Genomic DNA, 16,672 nt, shown 5'->3' on the forward strand with positions numbered 1-16,672 from the left:
GTCGGTGCTCATGCGGTGGCCTCCGCTGCGGCGCGGGCCGCGGCGGGCAGGGCCGCGGCGATCCGCTCGATGGCCCGCTCGTCGTGGACGCTGGACACGAACCAGGACTCGAACGCCGACGGCGGCAGGTAGACGCCCTGTGCCAGCATCGAGTGGAAGAAGCCGTTGAAGCGGAAGGACTCCTGCTTCTTGGCGTCGTCGTAGTTCTTCACCTCGTTCTCGGTGAAGAACACCGAGAACATGTTGGAGGCGGTCTGCAGCCGGTGCGCCACACCCTCCTTGGTCAGGGCCTCGGTGACCAGCGCCTGAACCTGGGCGGAGACCGAGTCGACCTTCTCGTACGTCGCGTCGTCCAGCAGCCGCAGCTGCGCCAGACCGGCGGCGGTCGCGATCGGATTCCCGGAGAGGGTGCCCGCCTGGTAGACCGGGCCCACCGGGGCCAGGTGGCCCATGACATCGGCGCGGCCACCGAACGCCGCGGCCGGGAAGCCGCCGCCCATGACCTTGCCGAAGGTCATCAGGTCGGGCTTGACCCCGTCCACGCCGTACCAACCGGCACGCGAGGTGCGGAAACCGGTCATCACCTCGTCCGAGATGTACAGGGCGCCGTTCTCCCGGCACGCGTCCGCGAGCCCCTGGTTGAAGCCCTCGGCCGGCGTCACCACGCCCATGTTGCCGGGCGCCGCCTCGGTGATCACGCAGGCGATCTCGCCGGGGTGCGCGGCGAACGCCGCCCGTACCGCGTCGAGGTCGTTGTACGGGAGCACGATCGTGTCCCCGGCCTGCGCTCCCGTGACACCCGGGGTGTCGGGAAGGGCGAAGGTCGCCAGACCGGAACCGGCGGCGGCCAGCAGCGCGTCGACGTGACCGTGGTAGCAACCGGCGAACTTCACGATCTTGGCGCGGCCGGTGAACCCACGGGCCAGCCGGATCGCCGACATGGTCGCCTCGGTGCCCGAGGACACCAGGCGGACCTGCTCGACGGGTTCGACACGCGCGACGATCTCCTCCGCCAGCGCCACCTCGCCCTCACCGGGCGTACCGAAGGACGTGCCGCGGGCGACCGCGGCCTGCACGGCCTCGATCACGGCCGGGTGGGAATGGCCGAGGATCATCGGTCCCCACGAGCAGACCAGGTCGACATACTCGCGGCCGTCGGCATCGGTCAGATACGGACCGGTACCAGACACCATGAACCTGGGCGTACCCCCCACCGCGCGGAAGGCGCGCACGGGAGAGTTCACGCCGCCGGGCGTCACAACGGACGCGCGCGTAAACAGGTTCTGCGAGACTGGGGCTTCATACGGATACGGGTAGCTCACACCAGCCATGGTCTCAGAGGCCGCGACAGACTTGCGGACGGGCGTTTCACCGCGCCGCCCCGGGGGAGGTCACTGCCATGATGATCAGGCTGCGTGGCGGGGGCCGCGGGGCCGGGGCAGGCAATACCAGTCGGGTGGAGATATGCAACGCGGTGGTGGACCGGGCGAGGGCACGGACGGCCTGGACCCGCAGCGCGCCCGTGATGCCCGCCGCCGAGGGAAGCACCGGCGCCGGGCCGCGGACGCGGCAGATCCCGTCCCCAACCCCATCCGGTCACCCGACGGCCTCCCCAGGGGGCGCGGCATGGGCGTGACGTACAAGTACTTCGGCGCCCCCGACGGCGCGACCGCCGCCAGGGTCCCGGTGACCATGCGTCCCGAGGAACTGGGCGGCGACGAGCTCGGCATGGGCGGCCTGTTCACCAAGATCAAGCCGGAGACGGTCGCGGCGATGGTCCTCACCGGCATCGAGGGCATACCCCTCCACAAGGTGCCGCCGCTCGAACTGGTCGTCCTCCACCCCGACTACGCCGTGGTCAAGCTGCCGATGACGGTTGTCGACCCGCTGCGCGGCGTCGGCGAGGAATCGGTCGGCGCGGCCGCCTTCATCTGGTCCACCGTCCCGGACCGCGGCGGCCCGCGCGACGCGTTCAACGTCTACCAGCTCCTCCACGAGTGGCAGGACTTCTCCCACCGCCTCCACGAAGCGGGCCACCAGCCGTACTGCCTCGTCTGGCCCTGACGGGCGCCGACGCCGCCTACGGCTACGGCTACGGCTACGGCCATGCGTACCGCCCGCAGGGGCGTCCGCAAGGGGCGGCTACGGCTACGGCTACGGTCATGCGCCCCCGACTCTGACGGCGCCCGCGAGGGCGATACGCCCGCCTGTGACGGCGATGCGCCTCCCCCTGTGATGCCGCCCGCCCCCGACTGTGACAGAGGTCACGGTCGGGGTTCCCGTCGGGGTTCCCGTCGGGGTTCCGCGCCGCGGATACGGACGGAGCGACGGGCCTGCGGCCAGCTGGCCGGGGGTCGGGGCCGCGGGTCGGGGGCGCGGGTCGGGGCCAGTTGGCCGCAGGCCGGGGTGCCTTCCGAGGTCACGGCTGCCCGAGGGCATGCCGACCTTCCGTGCGCGGCACGGCACGGGCGCGGCGGAACTCGGCCGGGCGCGGCGCGGCGCGCCCGGCGAAGCCCTGCCTGGCGGAGCCCGGCAGGGCCAGTCCGAGGCGGCACGGCGGAGCCCGGCGCGACGCGGCACGGTCCGACGCGGCGCGGGCCCGGTACAGCCCGGTACAGCCCGGCGCGGCACAGCGCGGCACGGCGCGGCACGGGCGCGGCACGGCGAGGCGCAGCCCAGCACGGCGGAGCCCAACGCAGCCCGCCCCGGCCCAGCGCGACGTGGTGACGCTGCACGGCGCGCCACGCCCCGGCCCACGTGGCGCGCGTGGCCCTCGGTGGTCTCGGCGAGCGGGAGCGCGTCCGCACCGGAAGGTGAGCGGCCCCCGCGTCGGCCATCGGGACGAACCGCGCAAGGTGCCCCCCGTCGGCGGTGACCTCTCGTTCCGCGCCTCGTATCCCGTGCCCCCGCCCCCGATCCGCACCCCGTCCCGCAGCCGGGGCACCGTGCAGCCGCAGCGCCCCGCAGCCGCAGCCGCGGCACCGTGCGGGCCCGGGCCCGTGACGGCGGCCGCCACCACGTCATCCGCCACCGCGTAATTCGGCCTCACCCCCATCCGGCCGATGGCATGCTGGCCCTGTGAACGGACCCGGGATTCAGCTCACCCTCGCCCCTGAACTGCACGTGTTCGCCCCGCCGAACCGGCGCGCCGCACGCGTGCCGATGACCACTGACGGCGCCTCCAGCCTCGGCCACGTCGTCGAATCGGCAGGCGTCCCGCTCACCGAGGTCGGCCGGATCCTCGTCGACGGGCAGGAAGTGCCCGTCTCCCACGTGCCGCGGGAGGGCGAGTCCGTCGAGGTCTTCGCCGTCGACCGCCCCCAACAGGTCGCGCAGGGCCACCCCGACACCCCCCTCCGTTTCCTCCTCGACGTGCACCTCGGCACCCTCGCCCGCCGACTGCGCCTCCTCGGCGTCGACACCGCCTACGAGAACGAGGACATCGGCGACCCGGCCCTCGCCACCCGCTCGGCCGCCGAGCGGCGCGTGCTGCTCTCCCGTGACCGCGGCCTGCTCCGCCGTCGCGAGATCTTCGCCGGGGCGTACGTGTACAGCGACAACCCCGACGAGCAACTGCGCGACGTCCTTAGCCGGTTCGCCCCGAAGCTCACGCCTTGGACCCGCTGCACCGCCTGCAACGGCTCCCTGCGGGAGGCCGACAAGGACAGCGTGGGCGACCGTCTCGAACACGGCACGCAGCGCTCCTACGACGTGTTCGCCCAGTGCGCCGACTGTGAGCGCGTCTACTGGCGGGGCGCTCATCACGCGCGCCTGGAACGGATCGTCGACGAAGCGGTCGCGGAATTCGGCGACGACGCCAACGCCTAGACCGACTCCACGGAGGGCCCCGGCCGGCAGACTGCCGGGGCATGACTGACGCTGCCGCCAAGGACATCGTCGACGTGGTCGTCGTCGGCGCGGGCCCCACCGGGCTCCTGCTCGCCGGTGACCTCGCCGCCGCCGGACTCTCCGTCACCCTCGTCGAGCAACGCCCCCGCACCGCCGCCAACCTCACCCGCGCCTTCGCCGTCCACGCGCGCACCCTCGAACTCCTCGACGCGCGCGGCCTCGCCGACGAACTCGTCTCCACCGGCCGACGGATCGACCGCGTACGCCCCTTCGGTGGCATGACCCTCTCCCTTCAACGCCTGCGCTCCCGCTACCCCTTCGTACTCATCACCCCCCAATATGAGACAGAGAAACTCCTGGAGCGTCGCGCTCTGTCCACAGGTGTGCACATCCGGTACGACTGTCGGATCACCGGCATCCAGCAGGACCGCGACACCGTCACCCTCACCACCACCGGCCACGCGACGGACACGACCGGCCCGACGGACACGACCGGCCCGACGGACCCGGCCGGCCCGACGGACGAACCGATCCACCCCACCCGGGTGATCCACGCCCGCCACGCGGTGGGCGCCGACGGGGTCCGCTCCACCCTCCGCGAAGCCCTCGGCCTCCCCTTCCCCGGCAAGGCTGCCGTCGTCCGCTCGATGGTCCTGGCCGACGTCCGCCTCACCGACCCGCCGCGGGACGTCCTCACCGCCAACGGCACCGCCGACGCCTTCGCCTTCCTCGTCCCCTTCGGCGACGGCTGGTACCGCGCCATCGCCTGGCGCCACGACACCCCCGACACCCCCGACCCCGCCGCCGGGCCCGCCAACCCCGTCGACCCCGTCGACCCCACCAACCCCGTCGACCTCGACGAGGTGCGCGAGATCACCCGCCAGGCCCTCGGCACCGACCACGGCATGCACGACCCGCGCTGGATGTCCCGCTTCCAGAGCGACGAACGTCAGGTCCCCCGATACCGCGTCGGCCGCGTCTTCCTCGCCGGCGACGCCGCCCACGTCCACTCCCCCGCCGGCGGCCTCGGCATGAACACCGGCCTCCAGGACGCCGCCAATCTCTCCTGGAAGCTCGCCGCCGTCCTCCACGGGCAGGCCCCCGACCCCGAGGCCCTCCTCGACAGCTACCACCGCGAGCGCCACCCGGTCGGACGCCGCGTTCTGCGCGTCAGCGGGGCCCTCGTCCGCACCGTCATGGTCGGCGGACCCGTCCTGCGCGCCGCCCGCAAGCTCGCCACGGGCGCCCTCGCCCGGGTCGGCCCCGCCCAGGACCGCGCCCTCGCCACGATCTCCGGCCTCGGCATCGCCTATCCGCCGCCGGCCGGCGTCCGCCGTCCCACGCTCGCGGGCCGGCGCGCCCCCGACCTGCCGCTCGCCGGGGGCCTGCGGCTGTACGAGGCCCTGCGCGCCGGCGGCTTCGTCCTCGTCACCCCGCCCGGCCGGGCCACCCCGCCCGGAGCGCCCCTGACCCATCACCACTGGCGGGCGGACGACCGTACGGCCTGCGTTCTCGTACGCCCCGACGGATACCTGGCCTGGAGCACCGAGCACGCCTCGGACTCCGAGATCGCGGCGGCCACCGCACACTGGCTGCTCCCCGGAACCGGAGCCACGAAGCGCGAGCCGTAAACCGAAAGGCCGTCGCCCGGATCGGGAGTCCCGGGCGACGGCTTCCGTACACAGCGCCCCGAAGCCCGGAGCCCGCCACCCCGAGCCCAAAGCACGAAGCCCGGAGCCCGAAGCCCGGAGCACGAAGCCCGCCACCCCGAGCCCGGAGCACCCAGCCCGCAGCCCGCAGCCGCACCGCACCGCGCCGCGCTCAGAAGGCGTACGAGTCGCCCGTGTCCAGCGCCAGCACCACGTGCTCGTTGTTCATGTGGTTCCGGTCGGTCGCGCCGCCGTTCCAATACGTGTCGACCCGCAGCACCACCTCCGGGACCGGCTCGCGCAGCGCCAGCAGCAGCCCGATGTGCCGGCCCCGGCCGTGCTGCGGCAGCGCGCCCGTCTCGCAGACCACCTCGCGCAGCCCCGCCCGGGCGCAGCCCTCGGCCAGCTCCTGCCGGTCCGCGAGGTCGGTCGAGAGCCGCATCCGCACCGTGGCGTTGGGCAGCGCCGACGGCCCCTCGTTCTCCGGGACCAACCAGACCCGCAACTGCGCATGGCCCAGGGAGACCCTCCCGTGGTACGCGACATCCGCCTCGGGCCCCGCCGACGCCACGGAGCTTCCGACGCCTCCGACGCCCGCGAGCACCAGCGAGCCCGCCATCACCACACTTCGTACGGCACCACGGCGCACCGACACCACCTCCTCGCGCGGACGCTAACGCGGCCCCGGCCCGACCGGTCGGACCATCACACGAAAGTGGGCGTGCCCACCCGCTCCCGGGGCCGACCGGCCGCATCCACCCGGCCGCCTATGCTGGCGGGGAATCGTCCGTACGCGCGAGTCCGTACGTACGACGACCGCACGACCCGAGAAGCAAGACGCACAACCCGAGACACAAAACGCACGACGCACGACGCACGACACAAGACGCACGACGCGCCCACGATCGAACGAGGAGCCCCGCCCATGAGCACGGCCACCCGAACCGCCGTAGTCACCGGCGCGAGCAGCGGAATCGGTGCGGCCACCGCCCGGCAGCTCGCCGCAGCCGGCTACCACGTCGTCCTCACGGCCCGCCGCAAGGACCGCATCGAGGCCCTCGCCGCCGAGCTGACCGAGGCCGGTCACCAGGCCACCGCGTACGCGCTCGACGTCACCGACCGCGCCGCCGTCGACGCCTTCGCCGCCTCGCTGGAGCGCTGCGACGTGATCGTGAACAACGCCGGCGGCGCCCTCGGGGCCGAGCCCGTCGCCACCGGCGACCCCGCCGACTGGCGCACGATGTACGAGGTCAACGTCATCGGCACGCTGCACGTCACCCAGGCGCTGCTGCCCGCCCTCGTCGCCTCCGGTGACGGCACGGTCGTCGTGCTCTCGTCCACCGCCGGCCACTCCACCTACGAGGGTGGCGCGGGTTACGTCGCCGCCAAGAACGGCGCCCGCGTCCTCGCCGAGACCCTCCGCCTGGAGATCGTCGGGCAGCCCGTGCGCGTCATCGAGATCGCTCCCGGCATGGTCAAGACCGAGGAGTTCGCGAAGACCCGCTTCCGGGGTGACGCGGACAAGGCGGAGAAGGTCTACGCCGGCGTCGCGGAGCCCCTCTCCGCCGATGACGTGGCCGACACCATCACGTGGGCGGTGACCCGCCCCAGCCACGTCAACATCGACCTGCTGGTGGTCCGCCCCCGCGCCCAGGCCTCGAACACGAAGGTCCACCGCGAGCTGTAGTCATCGGCCCGGCCTCCGAACCCAGCACCCGAACCCAGCACCCAGCACCCGACAGTCAGCACCCGGCAGTCAGCCCGCCGGCAGCGACCGCGCGTACTCGACCTGTTCGAGGAGGTTGCCCTCCCCGAAGTCGAAGGCGCGCGCGGTACCGCACTCCGCGAAACCGCACTTGACGTAGAAGCGGCGGGACTGCGGGGTGTCGCGCAGGGTCCACAGGTGCACCCCGGCGTACCCCCGCGCGCGCAGGCCGCGCAGGGTCTCTTCCATCAGGGCGGCGGCCACGCCGGTGCCCCAGCCGTCGGGGTGCGCGTAGAAGCTGGCGATCTCCGCGTGGTCGGGCCGGGCCGCGGAGGGGAGCGTCACGGACAGGGCCAGGGGGCGGCCGTCGACCACGGCGAGCAGCGTGACCGCCGCCCCCGCTCCGGCTCCCGCACCAGACCCCGCCGCGGCCCCGGCCCCGGCACCCGCCCCGGCTCCCACACCAGACCCCACCTCGGCACCCGCCCCCGCCCCGGACGCCACACCCCCCACACCCCCCGCTTCCCCCGCCTCCTCCGCGACCCGCCGGTGCCACCGGGTGCGCCGGTCGGCCACGGCGCGCGCCGCGAAGCCCGGCTCGAAGAAAGGGGCGTAGGCCGCCTGCCAGGCCGCGGCGTGGATCTCGCCGAGCGCGTCCCCGTCGCCGGGGCCCGCGCGCCGGATCTCCACCGCCCCGCTCGCACCGTGCCGCGGACCGCCGGCCTCGACCATCGCGCTCAGCCCTTCACGCAGATGACCTGCTTGAGCTTGGCCACCACCTCGACCAGGTCGGTCTGCTGGTCGATGACCTGCTCGATCGACTTGTAGGCCCCGGGGATCTCGTCCACGACCCCGGTGTCCTTGCGGCATTCCACGCCCCGGGTCTGCTCCTCCAGGTCCCGCGCCGAGAACCGCTTCTTCGCCGCGGTGCGGCTCATCTTGCGGCCCGCGCCGTGCGAGGCGGAGTTGAAGGACTTCTCGTTGCCGAGGCCCTTCACGATGTACGAGCCCGTTCCCATGGACCCGGGGATGATCCCGAAGTCGCCGCTGCCGGCGCGGATCGCGCCCTTCCGCGTGACCAGCAGGTCCATGCCTTCGTACCGTTCCTCGGCCACGTAGTTGTGGTGGCAGCTGATCTCCCGTTCGAAGGAGACCTTCGCCTTGCGGAACTCCTTGCGCACGACCTCCTTGAAGAGGCTCATCATCGCGGCGCGGTTGTACTTCGCGTACTCCTGCGCCCAGAAGAGGTCGTTGCGGTACGCGTCCATCTCCGGGGTGGCCGCGAGGAAGACCGCGAGGTCCCGGTCGACCAGGTTCTGGTTGTGCGCGAGGTCGCGGGCCACGCCCATGTGGTGGGCGGCGAGTTCGTTGCCGATGTTGCGGGAGCCGGAGTGCAGCATCAGCCAGACCGCGCCCTCCTCGTCGAGGCAGAACTCGATGAAGTGGTTGCCGGCGCCCAGCGTGCCGATCTGCTTCGCGGCGCGTTCCCGGCGGAACTTGACGGCGTCGGCGAGGTGGTCGAATCGCTGCCAGAGGCTTTCGTAGCCCGGCACCGAGAAGCCGTACAGCCGTTCCGGGTCCACGGGGTCCCTGTGCAGGCCCGTCCCCACCGGGATCGCCTGCTCGATCTTCGTCCGCAGCCGCGACAGGTCGCCCGGCAGGTCGTTCGCCGTCAGGGAGGTCTTGACCGCGGACATGCCGCAGCCGATGTCGACGCCCACCGCCGCCGGACAGACCGCGTCCTTCATGGCGATGACCGAGCCGACCGTGGCGCCCTTGCCGTAGTGGACGTCGGGCATGACGGCCAGGCCCTTGATCCACGGAAGGGTGGCGACGTTGTGCAACTGACGCATCGCGCTGTCCTCGACGGACGCCGGATCCGTCCACATCCGGATCGGGACCTGCGCCCCGGGCACCTCTACATACGACATAACAGCCTCAAAACCCCGTTAACCACAGGAAAGTATCAATACGCAAAAAGCCTCGCTCTTCATCCCAAACCAGACTTGGGACCGGCGCCGGCACCAGCGTGTGCGATAGACATTGTTTCCATCCGCGCCCAAGTCGCGGCAACGCATTTTTCCTGACCGTCGGGCGGCCGGCCGGTCGAAGGGAGCCATTGGACGTGCAGCGCAAGGCGGTACGACGCCCGGTCCTGTCGGGCATCGCGATGCTCACCGCACTCGCGGCCGGCGTCACCGGCCTCACCGGGTGCACCGACGGGAACGGCAACGGGAGCACCAGCGACGAAAAGGCCGGCGACAGCTCCACGGCGCCCGCCCAACCGGGGAAGTACCGCAGCCTGCCCGCGCCCTGCAAGGCCATCGACGCGAAGCGGCTCAAGGCCATGCTGCCCGCCGCCGAGAGCCTCACCGACGAGCAGCGCGAGAAGCTGTACGCCGGGGTCGCGGACGCCTCGTACGACGGCGACCGGCGCGTCGGCTGCCGCTGGAACTCCCAGACGCCGGAGGAGACGCTGCTGCTGTCGGTCGGGTTCGAGCGCGTGGTCTCGTACGACCGCGCCACCACGAGCGACGACGACAAGGCGCGCCAGGTGTTCGTACGGCGCCTCACCGAAGCCCACCTGCCCTTCCCCGGGCCCACGGGCAGCCCCACTCCGGGCTCCTCGACGGTGCCCGCGCCCAATTCCCCCATCGCGCCCCCGGCCACCGGGAACACCGCCCCGAGCCCCGTCCCGAGCACCCCTGCGAGCAGCACCCCGAGCGCCCCCGGCACGAGCCCCTCCGGCACTCCCGGCGGCAGCCCCTCCGGGAGCCCGTCCGGCAGCCCCTCGCCCACCGCGCCCCCCGAGCTGGGCTCCCGCGTGCTGGAGGGCCTCGGCAGCGAGGCGTACGTCGAGGACAAGCTCGGCACCCCCGACGCCACGGCCGCCCGGGCCCGCACCGTGCGCCTCGTGTTCCGTACCTCGAACGTCATCGTGACCATCGAGTACAGCGTGCAGCCCGCCCTCCCCGCCACCGTCCCCCCCAGCGTGGAAACCCAGGACAGCGTGCGCCAGTTGGCGCAGGCCCTGGTCGAGCGTTTCAACGACTGACCCGGCCCGCCGCGGGGGGCGTACGGGTCCCGCGTGACGGCGCGCACAGCAGGCGGACGCCGGGTCGAGCTACCGTTGCTCGGGTCCCGCTCCCGCAATGCGCCCCCAAGCAGAGCCTCAACGACTGAAGGAACCATGCACCGATCAGCCTCGCGCCTCACCCGAGTCCTCGCCTGCGCAGCAGTCCCGATGATCCTCACCGTCGCCGGCTGCTCCTCCGATTCGGGCAAGGACTCGGGCTCGGACAGCGCCAAGAAGAAGTCCGACTCCTCCTCGTCCTCGAAGCCGACCCCGAAGGCCTCGGCCACCCTGGAGAAGGTGGCGTACCTCTCGCTGCCCGACCCCTGCAAGGCGATACAGGCGAAGACCATCGAGACGCTCGTCCCGGAGGCGAAGGAGAAGAACGGCACGGCGACCAAGTCGAACGACCTGTCCACCCGCGCCAGCTGCTCCTGGAACGGCCTGGACGAGGACGGTCTGAAGGGCTCGCAGTACCGCTGGCTCTCGATCTCCCTGGTCCGCTACGACTCGCACGCCTCGCTCGGCAGCGGCAACAAGCGCGCCGAGGAGCAGTACAAGAAGCAGGTCGAGGCCGCGAAGGCCGCCGAGGGCGCGCAGGACGTCAAGGTGGAGCCGGCCGGCGGGATCGGCGACGAGGGCACTTCGGTCGCCTACAACCTGAAGAAGGACGTCGAGTTCCTCAACAACACCATTCTGGTCCGCGCCCAGAACGTCGTGGTCACCCTCGACTACAACGGTGCCGCGTACGAGGGCGCCGCCGCCCCGGACCGCGCCAAGCTCCTCCAGGACGCGACCGTCGCCGCCCGCGAGATCGTGGCCTCGGCCGACGCCGCGGGCAAGAACGCCCCGGCCGCCAAGCCGTCCGCGGAGCCCTCGAAGTCGGGCGAGCCGTCCAAGGCCCCCGAGCAGTCCAAGGCTCCCGAGCAGTCCCCGTCCGCGCAGGCCACCCAGGAGAGCTGACCGCGAGGATGACCGTGGGAACCGGGTCGGAGACCGAGTCGGGGACCGGGACGGGTTCGGGAACGGACGCGGGGCTGACAACCGGCCATCCGCGCGCCACCCGTACTCTGTGCCTGCCATAGCTCGTCAAGGGGAGGGGATCGCGGGTGGCCGCGATGCAGCTGACTCGCACGCACCGCATATTGATCGGTGTCGTGGTCGCCGGTGCCGTGGTCATCGCGGGGATCGGTTTCGCGGGTTCGTACGCCGCGGTGCGCGCGCTGGCGCTGCAGAAGGGCTTCGGCAGCTTCTCGCTCGTGTTCCCCATCGGCATCGACATGGGCATCTGCGTGCTGTTGGCGCTTGACCTGTTGCTGACGTGGATACGGATCCCATTCCCGTTGCTGCGCCAGACGGCGTGGCTGCTGACGGCGGCGACGATCGCGTTCAACGGCGCGGCCGCCTGGCCGGATCCGCTCGGTGTGGGCATGCACGCCGTGATCCCGATCCTGTTCGTGGTCACCGTCGAGGCGGCCCGGCACGCGGTGGGCCGGATCGCGGACATCACCGCGGACCGGCACATGGAGGGCGTGCGGATCACCCGGTGGCTGCTGTCGCCGTTTCCGACCTTCAAGCTGTGGCGCCGGATGAAGCTGTGGGAGCTGCGTTCCTACGAGCAGGCCGTCGGCATGGAGCAGGACCGGTTGATATACCAGGCGCGGCTCCAGGCCCGGTACGGGCGGGCCTGGCGTCGCAAGGCCCCCGTCGAGGCGCTGATGCCGCTGAGGCTGGCCCGGATCGGGGTACCGCTGGCGCAGACCGCCCCGGAGGGGCTGGCGGCGGCGGGCATCGACCCGGTGCTGCTGCCCCCGGCGGCTCCCGGGACGACGGCCCTCCCCGAGGTCCAGGCCGCCCAGGTCCTGGCGGACACCCCCGCGCTGACGGCGGCGACGGCGCAACCCCAGCCGCCCGCCACGCCCATGGCCTCCCCGACGCCCGCGCAGGCCGCGGCCCCCGTACAGGGGCCACCACCGCAGCCCGGCCCCGCGCAGCCCGGCCCCGCGCAGCCCGAGCCCGCGCAGCCCGAGCCCGCGCAGCCCGAGCCCGCCGAGGCCGGACCCGTCTTCCACGGCCCGGCGCCCTTCGCGGTGGAGCCGACGGCCATGCCGGCGGCGCACAACAGCGCGTGGTTCGCCGCGCCGCTGGCCCCGCAGGCCGCGTACGAGGGTGGCTACAACCCGCAGTACGTGGAGGGGCTGGAACCGATCCCGGTGATGCCCCCGACCGGCCCCGAGGAGCAGCGGCGGCCCGAGCAGCAGGAGCTGCCCATCCCGGCCCCCCGCTCCCGGGAGGCCGCGGCCTCTCAGGCCGAAGCCGGCACCGAAGCCGAAGCCGACACCGATGACGCCCACGTCGACGAGGCGAAGTTCGCGGAGGCCGCGTACGAGGTCTTCCGCGCCTACCTCGACGAGTTCTCCCAGTTCCCGACGCCCGAGCAGGTCGACATACACCTCTCGGACCGGCACGGCATCGTGCACCCGCGCAGCGCCTCGATGATCCGGCGGCTCATGCCGGAGCTGAAGCAGCGCTACCAACGCGACCTGGAGAACGAGCACATCGCGTGACCCGGAGCCGTAAGGCACCGGCACCACGCGCAACGCCCACACCGCACGCGCGAGGGCCCGCACCCCTCGGGGTGCGGGCCCTCGCGCGTCGTACGCGGTGCCTCGGCGGGCTCGGCCGCCTCAGACGGCCAGCAGCTTGCGCACCCGGTCCGCCCCGACCGCCAGCAGCAGCGTGGGCAGGCGCGGCCCGGTCTCCCGGGTCACGAGCAGCCGGTAGAGCAGGGCGAAGAACGTCCGCTGCGCGACCTTGAGTTCCGGCGTCGGCTTGGCGTCGGGCTCCAGCCCGGCCATGACCTTCGGCACGCCGTAGACCAGGGTGGTGAGCCCGTCGAGCGACCAGTGCGAGTCGAGCCCGTCGACGAGCAGCCGCAGGGACTCGCGCCCCTCCTCGTCCAGCGAGGACAGCAGCTCGGTGTCGGGCTCCTCGCGGACCAGCGTGCGCTGGTCGGCCGGGACCTGGGTGGTGATCCAGTTCTCGGCGCGGTCCAGGCGCGGTCGTACCTCGTCGAGCGAGGTCAGCGGCGACGTCGGGTCCAGGTCGGACAGGATGCGCAGCGTCTGCTCGTCGTGCCCGGCGGTGATGTCGACGACGGACGCGAGCGTCCGGTACGCCATCGGCCGCGGGGTGCGGGGCAGTTCACCCTCCGCGGTGCGGACGGCGCGGGTGTGCGCCGCCGCGTCGGCCGGCAGCACGGAGCCGTCGGCGACCTTGGACTCCAGCTTGTCCCACTCGTCGTAGAGCCGCTGGATCTCCTGGTCGAAGGCGATCTTGAAGGACTGGTTCGGCTTGCGGCGCGCGTACAGCCAGCGCAGCAGCTGCGGCTCCATGATCTTCAGCGCGTCGGAGGGCGTCGGGACGCCACCCTTCGAGGAGGACATCTTGGCCATGCCGCTGATGCCGACGAACGCGTACATCGGACCGATCGGCTGCTCGCCGCCGAAGATGTGCACGATCTGCCCGCCGACCTGGAAGGACGAGCCGGGCGAGGAGTGGTCGACGCCCGAGGGCTCGAAGATCACGCCCTCGTAGGCCCAGCGCATCGGCCAGTCGACCTTCCAGACCAGCTTGCCGCGGTTGAACTCGCTGAGCTTGACCGTCTCGGTGAACTCGTCCTCGGCGCAGACGTAGGTCAGCTCCGTGGTCTCGTCGTTGTAGGACGTGACCTTGGTGAAGTCCTTGCCGCACTGCGCGCAGTAGGGCTTGTACGGGAAGTACCCGCCCTCGGCGCTGCTGCCGTCGTCCTCGGCGGCCGCGCCGGAGCCCTCGGCGGCCTCCAACTCGGCCTCGTCGACCTGCTTCTGCTGGGGCTTCTTGCCGCCCGGCTTCTGCTTGGTGCGGTACTGGTCGAGCACGGCGTCGATGTCGCCGCGGTGCTTCATGGCGTGCAGGACCTGCTCGCGGTACACACCGTTGGTGTACTGCTCGGTCTGGCTGATCGGGTCGTACTCGACGCCCATCTCGGCGAGCGCCTCGACCATCGCGGCCTTGAAGTGCTCGGCCCAGCTGCCGTACGCGGACCCGGCCGGGGCGGGGACGGCGGTCAGCGGCTTGCCGATGTGCGCGGCCCACGTCTCGTCGACGCCGGGGACGCCGGCCGGCACCTTCCGGTAGCGGTCGTAGTCGTCCCACGAGATCAGGTGGCGGACCTCGATGCCCCGGCGGCGGATCTCGTCCGCGACCAGGTGCGGGGTCATGACCTCACGGAGGTTGCCCAGGTGGATCGGGCCGGAAGGGGAGAGTCCGGACGCGACGACGACAGGTTTGCCGGGTGCTCGGCGCTCCGCCTCGGCGATGACCTCGTCCGCGAAACGGGAGACCCAGTCGGTCTCGGTGCTGCTCTGAGCCACGACACGTCCTTCTACTCGAATGCTGGCTTCGCCATTCTCCCAGACGGAACGGGTCACTCCGAGGTTGCTCCCCGCGCCCGATATCCCGCGAAAGCGAAAGGCCGCGCGTGGGATACTCGGCACTTGTCGGAACACCCAAGTGCACCCACCGGCACAACCTCACAGGAACGGCAGCTCATGGCCTCGGTCCCTTCCCTCGCTTCTTCCGTCAATCAGCGCGTCGCGGACGCCCTCGCCTCGGCCCTGCCGGAGGCCGGTGGCGCCGACCCGCTGCTGCGACGAAGCGACCGGGCCGACTTCCAGGCCAACGGCATCCTGGCGCTCGCGAAGAAGGCCAAGGCCAACCCGCGCGAGCTGGCGACGACCGTGGTCGAGGGCATCCCGACGGGTGACCTGATCAAGGAGATCGAGGTCTCGGGCCCCGGCTTCCTCAACATCACGATCACCGACAAGGCGATCATCGAGACCCTCGCGGCGCGGGCCGGCGACGACCGCCTCGGCGTCCCGCTCTCCGAGAACCCGGGCACCACGGTGATCGACTACGCCCAGCCGAACGTCGCCAAGGAGATGCACGTCGGTCACCTGCGGTCCGCCGTGATCGGCGCCGCGATGGTCGAGATCCTGGAGTTCACGGGCGAGAACGTCGTCCGCCGGCACCACATCGGCGACTGGGGCACCCAGTTCGGCATGCTCATCCAGTACCTGATGGAGCACCCGCACGAGCTGGACCACAAGTCGGACGAGGAGGTCTCCGGCGAGGAGGCCATGTCCAACCTGAACCGGCTCTACAAGGCCTCGCGCGCGCTCTTCGACTCCGACGAGGAGTTCAAGACGCGCGCCCGCGCCCGGGTCGTCGACCTCCAGGCCGGCGAGCGGGAGACCCTCGCGCTGTGGCAGCGGTTCGTGGACGAGTCGAAGATCTACTTCTACTCCGTGTTCAACAAGCTGGACATGGACATCCAGGACCCCGACGTGGTCGGCGAGTCCGGCTACAACGACATGCTCGTGGAGACCTGCAAGCTGCTGGAGGACTCGGGCGTCGCCGTCCGCTCCAACGGCGCGCTCTGCGTCTTCTTCGACGACGTCAAGGGCCCGGACGGCAACCCGACCCCGCTGATCGTCCAGAAGTCGGATGGCGGCTTCGGCTACGCCGCCACCGACCTCTCCGCGATCCGCGACCGGGTGGGCGTGCTGAACGCGACCACGCTCCTCTACGTGGTCGACGCCCGTCAGTCCCTGCACTTCAAGATGGTCTTCGAGACGGCCCGCCGCGCCGGCTGGCTGAACGAGGACACCAAGGCCGTACAGCTGGCCTTCGGCACCGTCCTCGGCAAGGACGGCAAGCCGTTCAAGACCCGTGAGGGCGAGACGGTGCGGCTGGTGGACCTGCTGGACGAGGCCGTCGAGCGGGCGACCACCGTCGTGCGGGAGAAGGACGCGGACCGCAACCTCCTCACCGAGGAGGAGATCGTCGAGAACGGCCTCCAGGTCGGCATCGGCGCGGTCAAGTACGCGGACCTCTCCACCTCCGCCGCCCGCGACTACAAGTTCGACCTGGACCAGATGGTCTCGCTCACCGGCGACACCTCCGTGTACCTCCAGTACGCGTACGCCCGGATCAAGTCCATCCTGCGCAAGGCGGGCGACCGTTCCCCGGTCGCGCACCCGGAGCTGGAGCTGGCCCCGGCCGAGCGCGCGCTGGGCCTGCACCTGGACCACTTCGGCGAGCTGGTCGCGGAGGCCGCCGGGGAGTACGCCCCGCACAAGGTGGCCGCGTACCTCTACCAGCTGTCCTCGCTGTTCACGACCTTCTACACCGAGTGCCCGGTCGTGAAGCCGGAGCCGGAGCTCGTCGTGGGCGAGAACCGCCTCTTCCTGTCGGACCTGACCGCCCGCACCCTCTCCAAGGGCATGTCCCTCCTCGGGATCCGGACCCCCGAGAAGCTCTGACACTCCCGTACGCACGACCCGTACGCGCACG

General features: G+C 72.0%; 13 protein-coding genes. 8 read left to right on the forward strand and 5 right to left on the reverse strand.

The window, feature by feature from the left end:
- Positions 1–8: 8 nt before the first annotated feature.
- Positions 9–1,331: a glutamate-1-semialdehyde 2,1-aminomutase gene (gene hemL, locus OHA84_RS16515; RefSeq protein WP_266971038.1), complete on the reverse strand. Its 1,323-nt coding sequence runs from the start codon at positions 1,329–1,331 to the stop codon at positions 9–11.
- A gap of 295 nt (positions 1,332–1,626) precedes the next feature.
- Here hemL and OHA84_RS16520 point away from each other — a divergent pair, with 295 nt between their 5' ends.
- From OHA84_RS16520 to OHA84_RS16530, 3 genes are all read left to right on the forward strand, one after another.
- Positions 1,627–2,064, forward strand: coding sequence for a hypothetical protein (locus tag OHA84_RS16520; protein ID WP_053675327.1), 438 nt, complete (start codon positions 1,627–1,629; stop codon positions 2,062–2,064).
- Positions 2,065–3,078: 1,014 nt separating this feature from the next.
- Entirely contained in the window at positions 3,079–3,828 is a 750-nt protein-coding gene (locus OHA84_RS16525) for a Mut7-C RNAse domain-containing protein (protein ID WP_266971037.1), read from the forward strand.
- A 41-nt stretch (positions 3,829–3,869) separates the two neighbouring features.
- Positions 3,870–5,480, forward strand: a complete 1,611-nt coding sequence (locus tag OHA84_RS16530; protein ID WP_266971035.1) for an FAD-dependent oxidoreductase — start codon at positions 3,870–3,872, stop codon at positions 5,478–5,480.
- 190 nt (positions 5,481–5,670) lie between these two features.
- Here the strand turns inward: OHA84_RS16530 and OHA84_RS16535 are convergent, their stop codons facing one another.
- Positions 5,671–6,147, reverse strand: a complete 477-nt coding sequence (locus OHA84_RS16535; protein ID WP_266971033.1) for a hypothetical protein — start codon at positions 6,145–6,147, stop codon at positions 5,671–5,673.
- 276 nt (positions 6,148–6,423) lie between these two features.
- Here OHA84_RS16535 and OHA84_RS16540 point away from each other — a divergent pair, with 276 nt between their 5' ends.
- The gene (locus tag OHA84_RS16540) at positions 6,424–7,185 is read left to right on the forward strand and encodes an SDR family NAD(P)-dependent oxidoreductase (RefSeq protein ID WP_053675321.1); all 762 of its coding nucleotides are present in this window, start codon (positions 6,424–6,426) and stop codon (positions 7,183–7,185) included.
- A 69-nt stretch (positions 7,186–7,254) separates the two neighbouring features.
- Here the strand turns inward: OHA84_RS16540 and OHA84_RS16545 are convergent, their stop codons facing one another.
- Together OHA84_RS16545 and OHA84_RS16550 are read right to left on the reverse strand one after the other, a co-directional pair.
- On the reverse strand, positions 7,255–7,935 hold the full coding sequence (locus tag OHA84_RS16545; protein WP_266971031.1) for a GNAT family N-acetyltransferase: 681 nt from the start codon (positions 7,933–7,935) through the stop codon (positions 7,255–7,257).
- 5 nt (positions 7,936–7,940) lie between these two features.
- Positions 7,941–9,134, reverse strand: coding sequence for an RtcB family protein (locus tag OHA84_RS16550; RefSeq protein WP_053682929.1), 1,194 nt, complete (start codon positions 9,132–9,134; stop codon positions 7,941–7,943).
- 194 nt (positions 9,135–9,328) lie between these two features.
- Here OHA84_RS16550 and OHA84_RS16555 point away from each other — a divergent pair, with 194 nt between their 5' ends.
- The 3 genes from OHA84_RS16555 to OHA84_RS16565 all read left to right on the forward strand — a co-directional run bounded on the left by OHA84_RS16555 (position 9,329) and on the right by OHA84_RS16565 (position 12,843).
- Entirely contained in the window at positions 9,329–10,258 is a 930-nt protein-coding gene (locus OHA84_RS16555) for a DUF3558 domain-containing protein (protein ID WP_266947940.1), read from the forward strand.
- A gap of 135 nt (positions 10,259–10,393) precedes the next feature.
- A complete protein-coding gene (locus OHA84_RS16560) occupies positions 10,394–11,239 on the forward strand; it encodes a DUF3558 family protein (protein ID WP_053682934.1) in 846 nt (281 codons plus the stop codon).
- Between the two features lie 146 nt (positions 11,240–11,385).
- A complete protein-coding gene (locus OHA84_RS16565) occupies positions 11,386–12,843 on the forward strand; it encodes a DUF2637 domain-containing protein (RefSeq protein WP_266971028.1) in 1,458 nt (485 codons plus the stop codon).
- Between the two features lie 120 nt (positions 12,844–12,963).
- Here OHA84_RS16565 and lysS read toward each other — a convergent pair whose 3' ends face one another.
- A complete protein-coding gene (gene lysS, locus OHA84_RS16570) occupies positions 12,964–14,691 on the reverse strand; it encodes a lysine--tRNA ligase (protein ID WP_266971026.1) in 1,728 nt (575 codons plus the stop codon).
- 177 nt (positions 14,692–14,868) lie between these two features.
- Between lysS and argS the strand changes: the two genes are divergently transcribed.
- Positions 14,869–16,641: an arginine--tRNA ligase gene (gene argS, locus OHA84_RS16575; RefSeq protein WP_266971024.1), complete on the forward strand. Its 1,773-nt coding sequence runs from the start codon at positions 14,869–14,871 to the stop codon at positions 16,639–16,641.
- Positions 16,642–16,672: the final 31 nt, after the last annotated feature.

Origin of the sequence: Streptomyces sp. NBC_00513 (assembly GCF_041431415.1) — a bacterium.
In the GTDB taxonomy this organism is placed as follows: Bacteria; Actinomycetota; Actinomycetes; order Streptomycetales; family Streptomycetaceae; genus Streptomyces.

Coding starts and splice junctions, on each gene's coding strand:
- hemL (WP_266971038.1), bottom strand. CDS start 1,331: ATGGCTGGTGTGAGCTACCCGTATCCGTATGAAGCCCCAGTCTCGCAG.
- OHA84_RS16520 (WP_053675327.1), top strand. CDS start 1,627: ATGGGCGTGACGTACAAGTACTTCGGCGCCCCCGACGGCGCGACCGCC.
- OHA84_RS16530 (WP_266971035.1), top strand. CDS start 3,870: ATGACTGACGCTGCCGCCAAGGACATCGTCGACGTGGTCGTCGTCGGC.
- OHA84_RS16540 (WP_053675321.1), top strand. CDS start 6,424: ATGAGCACGGCCACCCGAACCGCCGTAGTCACCGGCGCGAGCAGCGGA.
- OHA84_RS16545 (WP_266971031.1), bottom strand. CDS start 7,935: ATGGTCGAGGCCGGCGGTCCGCGGCACGGTGCGAGCGGGGCGGTGGAG.
- OHA84_RS16550 (WP_053682929.1), bottom strand. CDS start 9,134: ATGTCGTATGTAGAGGTGCCCGGGGCGCAGGTCCCGATCCGGATGTGG.
- OHA84_RS16560 (WP_053682934.1), top strand. CDS start 10,394: ATGCACCGATCAGCCTCGCGCCTCACCCGAGTCCTCGCCTGCGCAGCA.
- argS (WP_266971024.1), top strand. CDS start 14,869: ATGGCCTCGGTCCCTTCCCTCGCTTCTTCCGTCAATCAGCGCGTCGCG.